This window comes from Companilactobacillus mishanensis, assembly GCF_003946505.1.
Taxonomy (GTDB): domain Bacteria; phylum Bacillota; class Bacilli; order Lactobacillales; family Lactobacillaceae; genus Companilactobacillus; species Companilactobacillus mishanensis.
In genome coordinates this window covers 42,019-57,971 of record NZ_RHON01000009.1, presented here as the reverse complement: position 1 = coordinate 57,971, position 15,953 = coordinate 42,019, and the positions used below count along the sequence as shown (strand labels likewise).

At 37.3% G+C, this 15,953-nt stretch carries 17 protein-coding genes; 6 read left to right on the top strand and 11 right to left on the bottom strand.

The genetic code is table 11. The features are described 5' to 3' along the window. Nucleotides 1-8: 8 nt before the first annotated feature. Both EKM63_RS09715 and serC read right to left on the bottom strand, forming a co-directional pair. A complete protein-coding gene (locus tag EKM63_RS09715; RefSeq protein ID WP_125706124.1) occupies nt 9-1,178 on the bottom strand; it encodes a phosphoglycerate dehydrogenase in 1,170 nt (389 codons plus the stop codon). Then, nucleotides 1,178-2,263, bottom strand: a complete 1,086-nt coding sequence (gene serC, locus EKM63_RS09710; protein WP_125706122.1) for a 3-phosphoserine/phosphohydroxythreonine transaminase — start codon at nt 2,261-2,263, stop codon at nt 1,178-1,180. Before serC ends, EKM63_RS09715 begins: the two co-directional genes overlap by 1 nt. Before the next feature lie 325 nt (nt 2,264-2,588). Here serC and EKM63_RS09705 point away from each other — a divergent pair, with 325 nt between their 5' ends. Genes EKM63_RS09705 through EKM63_RS09695 form a run of 3 tightly spaced genes read left to right on the top strand, consistent with a single transcriptional unit; the run spans nt 2,589 to nt 5,316 of the window. Then, nucleotides 2,589-3,206, top strand: a complete 618-nt coding sequence (locus tag EKM63_RS09705) for a histidine phosphatase family protein (protein WP_125706120.1) — start codon at nt 2,589-2,591, stop codon at nt 3,204-3,206. A 15-nt stretch (nt 3,207-3,221) separates the two neighbouring features. After that, complete coding sequence (gene proB, locus EKM63_RS09700; protein WP_125706118.1) at nt 3,222-4,058, top strand: glutamate 5-kinase; 837 nt, start codon at nt 3,222-3,224, stop codon at nt 4,056-4,058. Next, the gene (locus EKM63_RS09695; protein WP_125706116.1) at nt 4,051-5,316 is read left to right on the top strand and encodes a glutamate-5-semialdehyde dehydrogenase; all 1,266 of its coding nucleotides are present in this window, start codon (nt 4,051-4,053) and stop codon (nt 5,314-5,316) included. Before proB ends, EKM63_RS09695 begins: the two co-directional genes overlap by 8 nt. 56 nt (nt 5,317-5,372) lie before the next feature. On the opposite strand, the gene EKM63_RS09690 is transcribed toward EKM63_RS09695, so the two are convergent. After that, the gene (locus EKM63_RS09690) at nt 5,373-5,564 is read right to left on the bottom strand and encodes a hypothetical protein (RefSeq protein WP_125706114.1); all 192 of its coding nucleotides are present in this window, start codon (nt 5,562-5,564) and stop codon (nt 5,373-5,375) included. A 1,214-nt stretch (nt 5,565-6,778) separates the two neighbouring features. On the opposite strand from EKM63_RS09690, the gene EKM63_RS11355 reads away from it, so the two are divergent. Together EKM63_RS11355 and EKM63_RS09685 are read left to right on the top strand one after the other, a co-directional pair. Beyond that, nucleotides 6,779-6,916: a putative metal homeostasis protein gene (locus tag EKM63_RS11355; protein ID WP_164504947.1), complete on the top strand. Its 138-nt coding sequence runs from the start codon at nt 6,779-6,781 to the stop codon at nt 6,914-6,916. A 27-nt stretch (nt 6,917-6,943) separates the two neighbouring features. Further along, nucleotides 6,944-7,816, top strand: coding sequence for a metal ABC transporter solute-binding protein, Zn/Mn family (locus tag EKM63_RS09685; protein ID WP_125706112.1), 873 nt, complete (start codon nt 6,944-6,946; stop codon nt 7,814-7,816). Nucleotides 7,817-8,097: 281 nt separating this feature from the next. Here EKM63_RS09685 and EKM63_RS09680 read toward each other — a convergent pair whose 3' ends face one another. The 4 genes from EKM63_RS09680 to EKM63_RS09665 all read right to left on the bottom strand — a co-directional run bounded on the left by EKM63_RS09680 (nt 8,098) and on the right by EKM63_RS09665 (nt 10,452). Beyond that, nucleotides 8,098-8,535, bottom strand: a complete 438-nt coding sequence (locus EKM63_RS09680) for a Fur family transcriptional regulator (protein ID WP_125706110.1) — start codon at nt 8,533-8,535, stop codon at nt 8,098-8,100. A gap of 112 nt (nt 8,536-8,647) precedes the next feature. Beyond that, nucleotides 8,648-9,595 (bottom strand): D-2-hydroxyacid dehydrogenase, encoded by a 948-nt coding sequence (locus tag EKM63_RS09675; RefSeq protein ID WP_125706109.1) that lies wholly within the window; start codon nt 9,593-9,595, stop codon nt 8,648-8,650. A gap of 116 nt (nt 9,596-9,711) precedes the next feature. Beyond that, entirely contained in the window at nt 9,712-10,128 is a 417-nt protein-coding gene (locus EKM63_RS09670; RefSeq protein WP_125706107.1) for a cupin domain-containing protein, read from the bottom strand. A 3-nt stretch (nt 10,129-10,131) separates the two neighbouring features. Then, nucleotides 10,132-10,452 (bottom strand): carboxymuconolactone decarboxylase family protein, encoded by a 321-nt coding sequence (locus EKM63_RS09665; RefSeq protein WP_125706105.1) that lies wholly within the window; start codon nt 10,450-10,452, stop codon nt 10,132-10,134. A gap of 126 nt (nt 10,453-10,578) precedes the next feature. Between EKM63_RS09665 and EKM63_RS09660 the strand changes: the two genes are divergently transcribed. After that, nucleotides 10,579-10,905 carry a hypothetical protein gene (locus tag EKM63_RS09660; RefSeq protein ID WP_125706103.1) on the top strand — a complete coding sequence of 109 codons (327 nt, stop codon included), beginning with the start codon at nt 10,579-10,581 and terminating at the stop codon, nt 10,903-10,905. Here the strand turns inward: EKM63_RS09660 and EKM63_RS09655 are convergent. From EKM63_RS09655 to EKM63_RS09640, 4 genes are all read right to left on the bottom strand, one after another. Then, the gene (locus tag EKM63_RS09655) at nt 10,871-11,317 is read right to left on the bottom strand and encodes a MerR family transcriptional regulator (RefSeq protein WP_125706101.1); all 447 of its coding nucleotides are present in this window, start codon (nt 11,315-11,317) and stop codon (nt 10,871-10,873) included. The genes EKM63_RS09660 and EKM63_RS09655 overlap by 35 nt on opposite strands. Nucleotides 11,318-11,930: 613 nt before the next feature. Then, on the bottom strand, nt 11,931-13,838 hold the full coding sequence (locus tag EKM63_RS09650; RefSeq protein ID WP_225418296.1) for a M13 family metallopeptidase: 1,908 nt from the start codon (nt 13,836-13,838) through the stop codon (nt 11,931-11,933). A gap of 303 nt (nt 13,839-14,141) precedes the next feature. Then, a complete protein-coding gene (locus tag EKM63_RS09645; protein ID WP_125706097.1) occupies nt 14,142-14,606 on the bottom strand; it encodes a universal stress protein in 465 nt (154 codons plus the stop codon). Nucleotides 14,607-14,618: 12 nt separating this feature from the next. Continuing rightward, nucleotides 14,619-15,842, bottom strand: coding sequence for a carboxylate--amine ligase (locus tag EKM63_RS09640; protein ID WP_125706095.1), 1,224 nt, complete (start codon nt 15,840-15,842; stop codon nt 14,619-14,621). Between the last annotated feature and the right edge of the window lie 111 nt (nt 15,843-15,953).

Here is a 15,953-nt window from a genome sequence, read left to right as displayed (position 1 = left end):
TTATTTTTTTAATTGTGTTTAATTATTCTAACACGGTATATCTCAGGAATTTCATTTAATTCTTTTACCAACGCATCCCCATCGGCTTTACTTAAAGTATTAACGTCAATCATTGTATAAGCCGTGTCTTTTCTAGCAGCATTCGACATGTTTTCAATATTGATTCCAAGATCAGCCAAGTGGGTGGCAATTTGTCCAACCATGTTAGGAACGTTCTTGTGGATCATTGTCAATCGAAATGGAGCTTCAAATGGAATTCTCATGCTTGGTAAATTGACAGCATGTGTCGTGTCGCCAGATTCCAAATAATTCATGACTGTATTGGCACCTTGTACTGCGCCGTTTGATTCAGCTTCCAAAGTCGATCCACCAATATGTGGAGTGATTGTAACATTCGGTTGATCTGCAATTATTGGCTCACCAAAGTCAGTACAGTATTGCGAGATTTTTTTATCTTGGACAGCTTTCAAAACTGCCTTGTTATTAGCAATGCCGATTCGTGAGTAATTGAAAAGAACCACGCCCTGCTTCATTGCGGCGATTTCTTTAGTACTGATCAGGCTGAGCGTGTCATCATTCTTTGGAACGTGAACTGTAACAAAATCGGCATCCTTAACAGCTCGACGAATCGAAGCTGCACGTTTAACTTGGTTGTTGATGTTCCAGGCTGCATCCGTCGACATCAGTGGGTCGTATCCAACAACTGTCATCCCCAACTCCAAGGCCGCGTTAGCAACTAAGGAACCAACATGTCCCAATCCAACTACGGCCAATTTTTTACCATATAATTCAGTACCGTTGAATTTAGTCTTATCTTTTTCAGTACGTTGAGAAACATCCGCTTCAGTATGTTCATTTGAATACTGATTAGCTGCGAAAAGATTTCTTGATGTAGCAATCATCAATCCAAGCACCAATTCTTTAACGGCATTGGCATTACTACCAGGCGTATTGAACACTGCAATTCCGTGTTCTGTCGCCGCGTGGACCGGCACGTTATTTACACCAGCTCCGGCACGGACGATTGTCTTGAGAGATTCAGGAAATTCAGCATCGCGTAAGTTGACCGAGCGAATCAAGTAAGCATCGGGATCTTCGCCACTATTTATTTGAAAATTATCTGTAAAAGCATCCAAGCCGCTTTGGGCAATAGCATTAAAAGTTTTAACTTGATACATTAGTGAGTCCTCCAATAATCAGCTTCATATTTTTCTAGAAAATCGACTAGTGCTTGCGCACCTTCATATGGCATTGCATTGTATAAACTAGCACGCATCCCGCCGACTGATCTGTGACCTTTGATATTTAACAATCCCGCAGCAGTAGCCTTGCTGATCAAATCAGCATCTACGTCAGGATCACCAGTGATGAACGGTATATTCGTCAATGAACGATCAGCTTTTTTGACCGGCGCAGTGAATAATTTTGAATTATCCAAATAGTCGTATAGCAAACCAGACTTTTTCAAATTGCGACGTTCCATCTCCGGAACACCGCCTTGTTCTTTGAGCCATTTCAAAACTAGTCCCGCAGCATAAATTGCAAAAACGGGAGGTGTATTGAACATCGAATTCTTTTTAGCAAATAGTTCATAATCAACCATGCTAGGAAGATTCTTCACCTTACCGATCAAATCATCCCTAACGATAACAATCGTCAATCCGGCGATACCCAAGTTCTTCTGAGCACCAGCCATGATTGCTCCAAAATCTTCGACCTTATATTGTTGAGCCAAGAAGTTCGAAGACTGATCGCCAACTAACTCTGTCGCACCAGTATCTGGAATTTTTGAATAAGCAGTTCCCTCAATAGTATTGTTAGTTGTGATATGAACGTAATCATAAGTATCTTGTTTCAAATCTTTCAAAACCGGTAATTCGGTATATTTGATATCTTTTGTCGAATCAAGAACGTCAACTTTGACTCCAACTCGACTGGCCTCATCACCAGCACGATCAGCCCAGTGACCACTGTCTAGCAAGCCAATGCGATGATACTTTGTAGCAAGGTTCAATGGTGCAGCAGTAAATTGTAATGTTCCACCACCTTGAAAGAATAAAACTTTATAGTTATCAGGAATGTTCATTAAATCTCTTAAATCTTGTTCAGCATCGGCGATAATTCCATCAAACAGGCTTGAACGATGAGAGATTTCCATGACACTCATTCCTGAATTCTTATATGAAGGTAGATCATCTTTGATTTGTTGGATCACTGGTTGTGGCATGGTCGCTGGGCCAGCAGAAAAGTTGTAAATTGTCATAAAAATCGCTCCTTAGATTATTTTAGATTAAAAAATCCTCACAGAATTTAATGTCTGCGAGGATAAGAAAATATCGATATTATTAATAACCTCACAGATATAAATGTCTACTGATCACATGAGGTTTATGCACGTTAATAAGCCTACATGTAGATACGTGTAGACAAGGAGGAGACTGTTAGGCTAAAATTGTATTTATTAAACATATTAAAAAACCTCCAATTAACTTAAAACAACTGTAACAATTAGTAATTCTGTTGTCAACTGGGTATAATTAGGTTACCAACCATAATTAATATATTGATAAGTATGAGGGAAAATAATTATGACTGAATTTTATTTGATCAGACATGGCCAGACGCAAGCCAATGCACAAGGCCTCAAGCAAGGAACTATCAATTCCGAAATCACAAATTTAAATGATGCTGGTGAAGCTCAGGCGCAAAACTTAGCCGATAATTTTGATATTAGTTTCGCTGACAGAATCATCTGCAGTCCTTTAAACCGTACAAAACAGACTGCGGCTATTTTGAATGCTGATCAAAAACTCCCGATTACTTATGATAAAAGATTATTAGAAATTTCCTATGGTCAATGGGATGGTCAACTAAATTCTAAGCTTCGTGAAACTCATCCTGATGTGTACAACGAGTATTGGAATGACGTCCTTCCCGATTACGTTAAATATGCTACAGAAGGAGAAACTTTCCAATCAGTGATCGATCGTGTCCACGATTTTATGGTTGATATGATTGCCAAATGCCCTGAAGAAAAAATTATCATTGTTACTCACGGTTTTACCGTAAAAGCTTTCGCGTTGGATGTACTTCGACCGAATAATTTGATGAGCCTCCCAGAACCAAGAAATACTAGTGTAACTAAAATAATTGCTTTAAACGAAAAGGAATTATATTTGGAATACTACAATCAAATTTTTAACTAAAGAGGAAATCAAATTATGCAAAATAAACGAAATATCGACGCCGATCGAATTGTCGTCAAAATAGGTACCAGTACGCTCATTCGACATAACAGCCAAGCAAATTTACAAGTTATCAAACAACTAGCCTACGCATTAAGCACACTAAGAAAAGCCGGAAAAGATGTAGTACTCGTTTCATCAGGTGCCATCGGAGTTGGCATGGGAGTCCTCGGACTCAACCAACGACCACACAAAGTTTCGGAACAACAAGCCGTTGCCTCGATCGGACAAACAGAATTGATGCAACTTTACAGTAAAGCGCTACAAGAATATGGCATGGTTGCCGCACAAATGCTGCTTACACGTGATGTGACCGACTACCCTGAAAGCCACACCAACGTTATGAACACTTTCCAAGAATTATTAGCATTACCAAATGCAATTCCAATTATTAATGAAAACGATTCTGTCACTGTGACAGAAATGGATCACCATACTAAATTTGGTGATAACGACCAATTATCCGCCATCGTTGCGAACCTGATCGACGCTGACCTACTGATCATGCTGTCTGACATTGACGGCTTCTACAACGCTAATCCATTAAAAGTTCCTAATGCAAAATTGATCGACCAAGTCCATGCAATTGACCCTGACATCATCGAACTTGCCGGTGGACACGGTAGCAAATTTGGAACCGGTGGCATGACTACCAAACTCAAGGCTGCCAAAATGATTCTCAAACATCATCAGGAAATGATTTTAGCCAATGGTAAAGAACCAAGCATCATCCTTAACATCCTTGCTGGAGATGATGTGGGAACTCTATTTACAAACAATGTTGCAAGTGAAGGAGTGGAAAGTTATGACTGATCTTAATACTAAAATTGATTTGAATACCATGGGCAAAGATGCTCAGGCCGCAGCTTTCAAACTTGGTCAATTGGGTACTCTCAAAAAAAATGCTGCCCTGAACAAAATGGCTGACGATTTAGAAGCTAACTCTTCGAATATTTTAACCGCAAACAAAGTCGACTTAGATAATGCAAAAGCAAACGGCATGGCAACAGCAATGATTGACCGTTTGATGCTTGATACCGATAGAATCAAAGGGATGGCTGACGGATTACGCGAAATCAGCGAATTACCTGATCCAATCGGAAAAATCGACCGAGGATGGACGACTGAAGATGGACTCGATATCGTTCAAGAACGAGTACCCCTTGGCGTTGTGGGAATAATCTTTGAGGCTCGCCCAAACGTCACCGTTGATGCTGCCGGATTGTGCTTTAAATCTGGTAATGCTGCCTTCCTTCGCGGAGGAAAAGAAGCCATCAACTCTAATATTGCTTTGTCAGATACTCTTCGTAAATCGCTTAAAGAAAGTGGATTAGATGAAAATTCAGTTCAGTTGATTTCAGATACTAGCCACGAAGTTGCTCAAGAAATGATGGAGTTGTCCGAATATCTTGATGTATTGATTCCTCGTGGAAGCGGTAAGTTTATTAAGATGGTCGTCAATAAAGCTAAGGTACCTATTATTGAAACTGGTGCCGGAAACTGTCACATTTATGTTGATGAATTTGCCGATTTAGACAAGGCAGTTAAGATTATCGTCAATGCCAAAGTTCAACGCCCTTCTGTTTGCAACGCAGTTGAAAAGATAATCGTACACAAAAATGTTGCTAATGAAGTTCTTCCAAAAATCAGTGACGCACTTTCAAAATACAACGTTGAGATCCGTGGTGATGAAACAGTTCAAAGCATTTTACCAAATGCGATTGCCGCAACTGAAGAAGATTGGTCCACGGAATATAACGACTATATTATTGCTATCAAAGTAGTTGATAATATTGATGAAGCCATCAGTCATATCAATAAGTACAACACCAAACATAGTGAATCGATCATTACCGAAAACTACGCAAATAGTCGCCAATTTCAAAAGCAGATCGATGCTGCTGTCGTTTATGTCAACGCATCAACAAGATTTACCGATGGAAATAAATTTGGATTCGGTGCCGAAATCGGAATCAGTACCCAAAAACTACACGCTAGAGGTCCTATGGGTGCAAACGAATTAACTACTACTAAGTATTTAGTTCAGGGTGACGGACAAATTAGAAAATAAAAAGACGACACATATACGTGTCGTCTTTTTAAATATTGGTTAATCCTTCAAACCCTCTATTGAGCGTGTTTATGCTCGATAGTTTCCTCGATTTCGTCATAAAACGTATGAACCGGAATGTCCAACTTTTGATTCAATTCATAAACCTCTTGTTGCGTAAATCCTAATCCCTTTATTTTACGGTAAACAGTAGATATGGAAATGTTTAATGCATCCGCAATAGCTTTTTGTCTAATCTTATGAACCACAAGGTAGGACACCAATTTGGAATTTGTTAGCAATCTAATCACTCCGCCTTATTAAAATTTTGCGAATATTTTTCCCAATATATAAACCTTCATATAAATTGTATTATCAGTACATCATTACCTCAATAGCTCGCCCTTAATTACGTCATAAAAGACTTATTGTGACTATATTTGACGTGATTTTTAATTTATTAACTGATAAATTTTCTTTTTTTAGAATGAAAACAATTACTTTTCTAGAAATTACTGTTCAAATAAAATCCTTTCGTTTGATACTGAATTTTTAAAATTGTGTACTCCCATAGTGATCAAAAATATAAACAGAATTAAACACTCTGCTCATAATGTGACCCTTGTAACTATCCTATTTCAGATATACCACAACTTTATTGAACGAATATAACACTATAATTCTTGCAAGAAAACCAGTAATATCAACGATTATTACACTTATCACGTGATAAATATAACTCAAATTGAGTGATTTATAATTTCAGTAAAATCAATTTACAATAATTTTTTGATACAAAAAAAGAGCAACCTCACGGTTACTCTTCATTTTTCTAAAAAATTTCAATGTCTTACGTAATTTTAGAATTAAAGTTCCAAAATATTTGTGGCAATTTGTTGATCAACTTTAATTGCAGTTGTGTTACCACCTATATCGTTATTGCGAGTCATGATATATGCATTAGCAAATTCTGAAAGTTGTTCATAGTAAACTTTTCAAAAATTATTTATCAACATTAACAATTCTATATCCTAGTGGAATACATTGTTAAAGAAATCACCTACAGCGTATACATCGTTTGCTGCAGTATGGATACCTGTACTGATACCTGCTTTTAAAGAATTAAGAATAATCATAAAAGTTGCCTCCTCAAAAATTGATAATGATACTTATTTTTATATTTTATTTGTGAATTAGAAACGTGTTACTTGATCAAAGAATTGACCAGCTGCTGAAACGTCATTACCAAAAGTATGGATACCTGTGCTAACTGCTGCTTTAACTGAGTTAAGAATAATCATATTAGCTACCTCCTTTATGTATTACATATTCGCTTTGTCACCTTAAGCCAATCTTAAATATGCAATTATCTTGAATATTGTAATATTACAAAAACAATACACACGTTCAATTTCTATTTGTATTTTTGGAGTTTTATGTTTAAATAGTAATTGTTACTATTTAAAAGGGGGGAGACGGAATAATGAATGAAAAAATCGATCTAGCTAGTGCCAGACGCAGATTACAAAGTGCTAACATTAAAACTAGAAAACGCGCGTTGAAAATCATTAAAGAAGCTAAACGAAATCCTTCAAGAGTTTCAAAACTAAAACGTGCATAGCATTAAATAATCAAAAGGACGGGAATTATGAATCGCAGAAATCTACTTATAGCATCATTATTGGTATTCTTATTGGTCATGACTGGATGTAGTAAATCAGCTGCCAATAATAAAGAAATTTTGACCACGACTAACACCTACTACGAGCCGGCAAAAAGCATTGTCGGTGACAAATATAAAGTTGATTCCATCATCAAATCAGTCAATGTTGATCCACACAGTTACAAGCCTACAACTGAGATCTCAAAACGAGTATCAGAGGCATCTTTGATTGTTTCAAATGGATTAGGATACGATGATTGGATAAATAAAATCGTTGAGTCAAATAATCGCCAAGATGATCTATTAAACTTTTCCTCAGATATCTTACATAAGAAAAATGGTCAGAACGAGCATCTGTGGTTAGACGTCGACTACATGAAGTCACTTTCAAAAATTTTGTACCAACGAGTTTCTGAGATGGACGCCTTAAACAAAAAGCATTACAAGAAAAACTATAATAATTACCTCAAGAAATTGGACAAATTAAGCGATAAAGAAGCTGATATCCGTAAAGTTTCTCAAGGCAAAACTGCTTATGTTTCTGAACCACTTCCCGACTACATGTTGAAAGACCTCGGTGTCAAAGTGGCCAATAACCATTTTGCAAAAGCTATCGAAGATGGAACTGATCCATCGATCAAGGATATTCGTGATATGCAAAACGGAATGAAGAACCATGATGTTGATTTTATTGTTATCAACAAACAGGTTTCTAGCAGTGTTATTTCTAAGATCGTAAAAACTGCTAAGGAGAATAATATTCCTATTGTTTATATTACTGAGACTATTCCTTCTGGTATGGGCTATTATCAGTGGATGGATCGTACTTTGGATAGTGTTGCTAAGGCTTTGAAGTAACTTGCGATTCCGAAGTGATATCGATTTTTGGGGGCTGGAACGGGGTGGAGCAACTTTGAGCTCATTGCAAAATACGCAATAATCTCAAAGCTTACTCTTTTGCTAAGTGTGCTTCGCAAACTAACCAAAATGTCACCCCTGAGCCCCAAATCGATATCACTTCTCCATCTAAATTCTCAAATTTTTATTTCTATATAAGTACTCACCAATTGGGTAGTTTTAATTAATTTGCTTCACACAAAAAGGTAGAAAGCTGTTTTTATACAGTTTTCTACCTTTTTTTATTTACGATTGCATTTATCGCAAAGTCCCATTACTTCGTAGTTTTGGGTCTCTATTTTGAAATTGGGAACTTGTGCTTTGACTGAATCTATTGATGGTTCTGTTAGTTCTACTACTCTTCCACAGTTTTCACAGATGAAGTGGCTGTGGTTTATGTGTTTGAAATCACATTGGTATTTGGCTCTTAGTCCATTGTTGAACATTCTGGTTTCTACTACGTGAAGATCCTCTAACATTTCTACGTTTCGATAAACTGTGTCATAACTCATTCTATTGTATTGTTGACGTAATTTGTGGTCTATTTCGGTTATTGGTACATAGTAGTCTCGTTTTTGGAACAGCATGTCTAGCAAGCTGGTACGTTGTTTTGTGATTCTGACGTTATCTTTTTTTAAGACATCAATTGCTTCGGTATATGTTTTTTCTGCCTGTTTCATTCTCGATCCCCCTGCTAGTAATTACTGAAAATTATACAACAGACTAGTAATATTTACTATTTAGGTGTTTTCAAATAATAAAAAAACTGCATCCTTTTTGGAATGCAGTTTATTAATATCCTTGATGCAAGTCGACGACATTTATTTCTACTTTTCCTGTATCGTGAAAGCTCTTCAGATTTTCTTTAAATATTTTAAATGCTCGTTCAGCATAATGTGTGCTTCTGCCGGCCGTATGAGGAGTTATGATGACGTTTTTCATGCCCCATAACTCACTATCAGCGGGTAACGGTTCTGGCTCCACAACGTCTAAAGCTGCTCCTCCGATAACTTTGTTCTTTAGTGCTGTTATCAGATTTTCGGTATTAGTCGATTTACCGCGACCAATATTGATGTAAACGGCATCTGACTTCATTGCCTCAAAAACACTAGCATCGAATGTATTCACCGTTGCTTTGGTATCTGGAAGTATATTTACGACAAAATCTGCCAGTCCAACTGCTGTTTTCAGCTGATCCATCGACTTCATTTCATCCACATTCTCAGTCTTTTTGGCAGTCCGACGAATACCGATCGTATGCATCCCTAAGGCTTTACAATAGCCAGCCAAGACCGTCGCAATCGTGCCAGCACCAACAAACAAGACCGATTTATGATAAATTTCGCCATAAGGTTCATCCAATTTCCATAAATTTTGGTCCTGATCACGCATTGCCAAGTGTAATTTTCTTGAAAACATCAACATGTATGCCAAAGTTTGCTCAGCAATATTGATAGCATTTGCACCCGATCCGCTGGTCAACAAAATGTTTTCATCTCGTATATCATCCAGTGGTAATGCATCTACACCGGCACGAATCGTCTGGATCCATTTCAAATATCCATTGGCTACTGCATGACTTTCTAACCGATTCGACCACCCATATATGGCATCAACTTCAGTCAAATCATCTTTCGTTGCATCTTCTGGTGAGACGACTTTCAAAGAAATGTCATCGGCTAAAGCTCGTATTTCTTCTTGTTGCTCATCCGTGAGCTTGATAAAACTTAAAACCTTCATAATTACGCCTCATCGTATTAAATTTGGACAGTAATTTGTCATATTACTGCTGCAACTCCATTTAATACAGATTTTAAATCAATGTCAATTTTGGCGAATCATTCACGAGTTTAAAATTATTTTCCTAGCTTATCGTATTCTTCATCAGTAACCTTTTCTAGCCATTCAGAATTACCTTTTGTAATAGCAACATGTGAGAACCAGCTATCTTTAGTTGCGCCATGCCAGTGCTTTACACCTTCATGAATAACCACAACATCACCTTGTTTTAACAATTGAGCAGGCTTTCCAGCTTCTTGATACCAGCCTTCTCCACCAGTTACAAGCAAGATTTGGAAACCATTGTGATGAATGTGCCAGTCGTTTCTGCATCCAGGTTCAAAAGTTACGTTACCAACACCAAAATCGATATTGTCTTCTGGACTAACTAGTCCTTTAAGATAACTTTGACCGATAAAATATTGTGCATAAGCGTCGTTTTTGTCACCGACAGGAAATACACCATTGTCTTTCAATTCTTCAAATTTAGCCATTAATTAATCTTCCTTCCAAATTTCTCTAGCTCTATTAAATGCTGACCAAGCCTTAGGCCAACCTGCATAAAATGATAAATGCGTAATTTCCGCAACAATTTCTTCTTTAGTAATACCGTTTTTCTTACCAATTTTTAAATGAGCATCAAGTTGTTCCAAATTTCCAGCAGAGATGATACTAGCAATAGTGATCATAGAACGGTCATGAGCTGAAAGTTCAGACTCCTTGCTCCATACCTCACCAAAAAGTACATCATCATTCAATTCTGCAAATTGGGGAGCGAAGTCACCCAACATATCATGCCCAGCAGTTTGTTTTGCCATATCAATTCCTCCTCGTTTATGAGATAAGTAAACACCTTCAAGTGCACTATAAGTCAACAGCTATTTGAAAATAAATAAAAAAACCACAAATTCAGTTATGAATGAGTGGTTTAAAGGGAAAATAAATTGAATGAAACTATCTATCAATGGTTTTACGAAATAAAAAAAGGAATCCGCCCCAAAGACAAATTCCAAAATATTAAAAACTTTTCAAACCTGATTTTTGAAACAAGTTCAGCCCGAAGGGAAGGTATTTCAGGGCAAAGCCATGGAATTAATCTTGAGACGGCAAAGGCCGTCGCTAGATTAAAGTTGTATCCAAAGACCGCCCTTCGGCTTTGGATCAACTCATGGCGTCCACGCCCTGAAATACCTGACCGAAGGGCGGCAGTGAACCACCACCCACCAACAAATCAGATTACTCTTGATGATCCATCGCATCTAAATAACTAGAAAAATCCTCACTATCCTTGATAGAACCATCTTTCTTACCTTGATACCAATCAATCTTATCAGTAAGAATAGTCATACTATGTTCCAAATCTTCCATCTTTTTCAAGAAGTCAGACTTAACTTGTTTTAGAAGTTCTAAACGTTTACCAATAGTAGAATCGCCTTCTGCTCTCCAATCGACATACTTCTTCAATTGTTCGATAGACATTCCTGTACCCTTCAAATGCAATAGGAATTTGATCCAATCAACATCTTGATCTGTGTAGTAACGCAAACCATTTTCAGAACGGTGTGGCTTTACTAGGCCTTCTTTTTCGTAATATCTCAATGTAGGACTCGTCAATCCTGTCATTTCGGCGAAATCACCAATTCTGTATTGTTTTTCTGTCTCTTTCATAGTCTCTGTTGTCATATTCTGTCTCTTTTCGTGGATGTATTAAGTTGAATTAAAGTTTAACATTTATATTATTAAATGCCAATATTTATATTAAAGATTTGAAAATATAATATGTAACTATTTCATCTTTGTATATGAAAAATATTATGTATCTTTGACCTTAATTCAAACTTAAATATGTTCAACTTAATATTTGAAAAATAAAAAAGAATCAGCGGTTGGAAAATATAATTCCCAGTTGCTGATTCCTTGCGTTTTAAAGTTACTATCTAAATATAGTTGGAAGAGCAGAAATTATTTTTGGCAGTGAAAGTGGCGTTAGAACGGAGATTTACCGTTCTTACACCACCGGGCGTGTTTCGAGACTTGGTGATTTACCAAGGCTCAAAACCGAGGGGCAAGACCTTGGCTTGCCCCGGTCCGCACAGCCATAAATATTTTTCTGATCTGGAAACTATTACTCTGCTTATGACAGTTTTTAGGTTCGGTTCACTTTTTTATAGCGGAAACGCCAACACAATGGCAGAAGCCTATACATAGCTACGCCAAGTGGCCTCGCCGACTTCGTCGTCAATTCCATTGCCTAGGCTATGACCGGCTTCTTGCGCCATTGCTTATGGCTCTGCTTTTACCAAATATTTACTCTCTTACTTGGTTCTAACCACATTCCATCTTTTTCTGTAACGTCAAACTCTTTATAAAACTCGTCCATGTTTTGTGCCATTACGTTGGCTCTTAGTGGGCCCGGCGAATGTACATCGGTTTGCAATAGCAATTCGTTGAATTCTTGTGTTGCTTTCAATCTCCATACTCTTGCCCAATTGATAAAGAACTCATGTAGATTGAGGTCTGATTCTCCCTTTGCTGCCTCTAGTGCACACCGTAATCCACCTACATCGGCTACGTTTTCACTTACTACTAGTTTTCCGTTAACTTTACCACCGGCGTATGGTATTCCATCGAATTCGTCGATCATATTTTTTGTTAACTCTTTGAACTTGGCGTAATCTTCGTCTGTCCACCAGTTGTTCATGTTTCCGAATTCATCGAATTGTGATCCGTTGTTATCGAATGCATGTGAGATTTCGTGAGCTATAACTGCTCCGATTCCACCGTAATTTTGGCTACTTGTTTGTTTCAAACTGTAGAATGGTGCTTGTAAAATTGCGGCTGGGAATGTGATGTCATTTCTTGATGGGTCATAACATGCATTGACCATTTGTCCTGGCATCAACCATTTTTCGCGATCAACTGGCTTGTGGTAGCTGTCTAATGTGTCTTCACGTTTGAGGATGGCAATTTTACTGATGTTGTCATAAAGTGAAGCATTTTCGTCTACTTCAAACTTGGAATAAATATCATCGATCTTGTCAGGATATCCTACTTTGATCTTAATATTTTCTAGTTTGACGATAGCCTTTTTCTTAGTGGCTTCGCCTAACCAAGTATTGTCATTGATACGTTGTTCGTAGATAGAAATCATCTTTTCTACCATACTGTGAACATCGTTCTTAGCTGCTTCACCAAAGTATTTCTTACCGTAATATGTACCAACTACTTGGCTGAACATGCCAGTAGCTTTGTGATAAGCAAATTTTGTTCTGTTTTGGAGTTCTTTTGCTCCACTCAAAGTTAATGAGTACTCACCGATTGTTTGACGGAATTCTTCATCCAAATTGGATGCGTTATTCGTTAAGAATATGACCAACATCCAAGCTTTGATTTCATCAAAAATGTCGTCATTGATCAACTCGTCCAAATGTTCGAGATAACGAGGTTCCTCAATGATAACTTTGTCAGGTGTGTCATTGATGGAATCTGTAACTAATGATTTCAAATCAACAGACGATGACTTAGTTACGAATTCGTCAAATTGCATAGGGTTATAAACCTTGGTGTAATCTGCCCATTCTTCTTGGCTCTTAACGATTGGAACAAGTCGTCTATCGTAAGCTAAAGCGTGATCAACGATTTTTTGAGCTTTATCCAAGTCGTATCCGATCATTGAAAGTAATTTGACTGACACTTCAGCAAATTTATCTAACAATTGCTTACCTGAATCATTACCGTCTTCGTAATATGCTTTATCAGGCAAAATCAAACTAGCCCCTTCGATATAAACTACATTCTTAGAAGTATCTTTCATATCAGCTTCGATGTCGAGGTCGATTGGTAATGTAAAGCCATTTAGAGATAATTCGGCTAAACAATCGCTCAAATCTTTAACATTCTTGAGGTCAACAATACGTTGAATATCTTTCAAAATTGGTTGTTGATGATACTTGTTCAAATGGTCAACATTATTGGCCAAACGATAAAGCTTAACAGCTTCCATCAACAATTTATTGTCAGACTTTTCATAACCTTCGGCATACTCATGAAATTCTTTCATCAGTGTTTTTTCAACACCTTCATCAAGGTCCATGAAGCCACCTGTTCTAGGCTTATCTGCTGGAATTTCTGCAGTCTCTTGCCATTTACCATTTACAGCAAGGTATAAATTGTCTTTATAATCAGCAGGCTTTGCATCGATCATATCTCCGGCGCCACCTACTATTTTACTTGTAAACATAAATTCACCACCACTATCATTTGCATACTACTATATCACTAAAATATTTATATCTGAAAGCATAGAGCTTAACAATATTAAAAGAGAGTGTGACAGAAGGCGCTTTGCCACCGAGCATAGCCTAGGAATACGAATGATTGGAACTTTCAATCGTTTGTGTTCCGTAGCTAAGCGGAGGTTGCAGCCTTTTGTTGCACGTTTAGGAAATAAAAATTTGTAAACGAAAAGAGGCTGCGACTTATGTCACGGCCTCTTAATTTTTACTCATTATCTAATAACTGAAACTGATACTTTTGAGTCATTAACGATACGTGCTGCTTGTGAACCGATTGTATTACGATTACGATTCTTTTCTTCAACACCAACGATAACTAAATCCGGCTCAAAGGCTGGAATTACTTTTTCAACGATAACATGTCCTGGATTACCTTCGGTAACCATCAAATGAACATCCTTAACGCCATAAGTCTTGGCCTTTTGACCATAACCTTCAAGTAACTCTTTGATCTCATTGCGACGTTCTGCAAGTGTATCTTTATCCAATGATTGGAAAATATTCAAATCACCGGTTTCCAATACTGAAACTATACCGAGCTTTGCATCATAGTGTTTAGCTAATGAGCAGGCATAGTTAAAGGCATTTTTCGAAGATACAAAGTCATCTGAATCCACACAAATCAAAATCTTGTCGTACTCAATTTTTGTGACTTTGTAATCACGTAAATCATCCATCTAATCAACCCCCTAGTTTTTGAAGTCACGTCCCTTATTTACTTCAAAGTATTGATTGAATCGTTTGACATAATTATGGAACATATATGTCAAAAGTAACCAACGTTTGAAGGAACGATCCTTATCATAGAAAACAGTTGTCCCTGTACGTTCTTGCTTGATAAGTTCTTCAGCATAGTGACTAGCTTCGTTGTCAGCAGCGTATTTCTTGAATACTTTAACTGGTACACCAAGCCATAATTTATGTTGAGCTTTGTTCTTATTAGCATAAACAGTAGGTGTGTTTTCTAAGCTATCTTCAATATAATCTTCAACAACATATTTAGCAAGATTGTAACCATTTAAGGTAACAAAGAAACTACTACGTCCCATTCTCAAGTTGATTTCAAAGAACTTGAATGTCTTGTCTCTTGAGTCATATTTCATATCAAAGTTAGCATAACCTGTAAATTCAATATCCTCGAGGAATTTTTGAACAAGGTCATACACATCTTGGTTGAATTCTGGAACGATAGCAACATAGTTACCAATTGCTTGTGGAGTTGGATCTTCCAAAATTGGATGTCCTAAGCACATCATCTTAACGTGATGTTCCTTATCAACGTACGCATTAAGAACACGCATGTTGGAATCATCACCTGGAATGAAGTCTTGCAAGATCAAATCAGATGTATAGCCGTTATCATAGATTTTACCAACGATATCTAAGTATTCTTCTTTTGAATGAATCGTAAATGCTTTCTTTCGACCTTCAAAATGAATATCCAACCATTCCACACTATTTGCGGGTTTTAATGCGACTGGATAATCGAAAGGTACATCCATGTCCTCGTTTTTGGTATACATTTCTTTGGTGATGATCTTTGTTAATGGATGTGGCAACTTGTGCTTGTCAGCAACATTATAGAAACTCTCTTTATTGTTCAATGATCTCAAAAGATCATAGTCAACGTATGGGCAAATAAATGTCTTTGATAATTCCTCTTTATGTTTACTGATAAGTTCAGCGTAGCCGTCCCCACAGCCAATTAAGATTACAGGTTCATCATGTTTTTGATATATTTTAGCGATTTCACGCATCTTTTCAATAAATGCTGGATCTTCGGAAAATCCTGAAAAGAGGTGTAAATCAACGATTTTTGTAAAACGAGTCGGTGCCAACTGTGCTTCAGCATATGCGGTAACTGTACCACCATACATTTCGTGGAAAGCACGGGCCATTCCGTAAACGTTCATATCACTACCCAATAAAACAGGCGTGAATTTCTTTCCTGATTCAGTTTCGATAGGTATCAGCCTCTCACTCTAATTCAAATATTTTTAATTCATAACAATCATAGTCGATTA

Coding starts and splice junctions, on each gene's coding strand:
- EKM63_RS09715 (WP_125706124.1), bottom strand. CDS start 1,178: ATGTATCAAGTTAAAACTTTTAATGCTATTGCCCAAAGCGGCTTGGAT.
- serC (WP_125706122.1), bottom strand. CDS start 2,263: ATGACAATTTACAACTTTTCTGCTGGCCCAGCGACCATGCCACAACCA.
- EKM63_RS09705 (WP_125706120.1), top strand. CDS start 2,589: ATGACTGAATTTTATTTGATCAGACATGGCCAGACGCAAGCCAATGCA.
- proB (WP_125706118.1), top strand. CDS start 3,222: ATGCAAAATAAACGAAATATCGACGCCGATCGAATTGTCGTCAAAATA.
- EKM63_RS09695 (WP_125706116.1), top strand. CDS start 4,051: ATGACTGATCTTAATACTAAAATTGATTTGAATACCATGGGCAAAGAT.
- EKM63_RS11355 (WP_164504947.1), top strand. CDS start 6,779: ATGAATGAAAAAATCGATCTAGCTAGTGCCAGACGCAGATTACAAAGT.
- EKM63_RS09685 (WP_125706112.1), top strand. CDS start 6,944: ATGAATCGCAGAAATCTACTTATAGCATCATTATTGGTATTCTTATTG.
- EKM63_RS09680 (WP_125706110.1), bottom strand. CDS start 8,535: ATGAAACAGGCAGAAAAAACATATACCGAAGCAATTGATGTCTTAAAA.
- EKM63_RS09675 (WP_125706109.1), bottom strand. CDS start 9,595: ATGAAGGTTTTAAGTTTTATCAAGCTCACGGATGAGCAACAAGAAGAA.
- EKM63_RS09670 (WP_125706107.1), bottom strand. CDS start 10,128: ATGGCTAAATTTGAAGAATTGAAAGACAATGGTGTATTTCCTGTCGGT.
- EKM63_RS09665 (WP_125706105.1), bottom strand. CDS start 10,452: ATGGCAAAACAAACTGCTGGGCATGATATGTTGGGTGACTTCGCTCCC.
- EKM63_RS09655 (WP_125706101.1), bottom strand. CDS start 11,317: ATGACAACAGAGACTATGAAAGAGACAGAAAAACAATACAGAATTGGT.
- EKM63_RS09650 (WP_225418296.1), bottom strand. CDS start 13,838: ATGATCGATGCAAAGCCTGCTGATTATAAAGACAATTTATACCTTGCT.
- EKM63_RS09645 (WP_125706097.1), bottom strand. CDS start 14,606: ATGGATGATTTACGTGATTACAAAGTCACAAAAATTGAGTACGACAAG.
- EKM63_RS09640 (WP_125706095.1), bottom strand. CDS start 15,842: ATGAACGTTTACGGAATGGCCCGTGCTTTCCACGAAATGTATGGTGGT.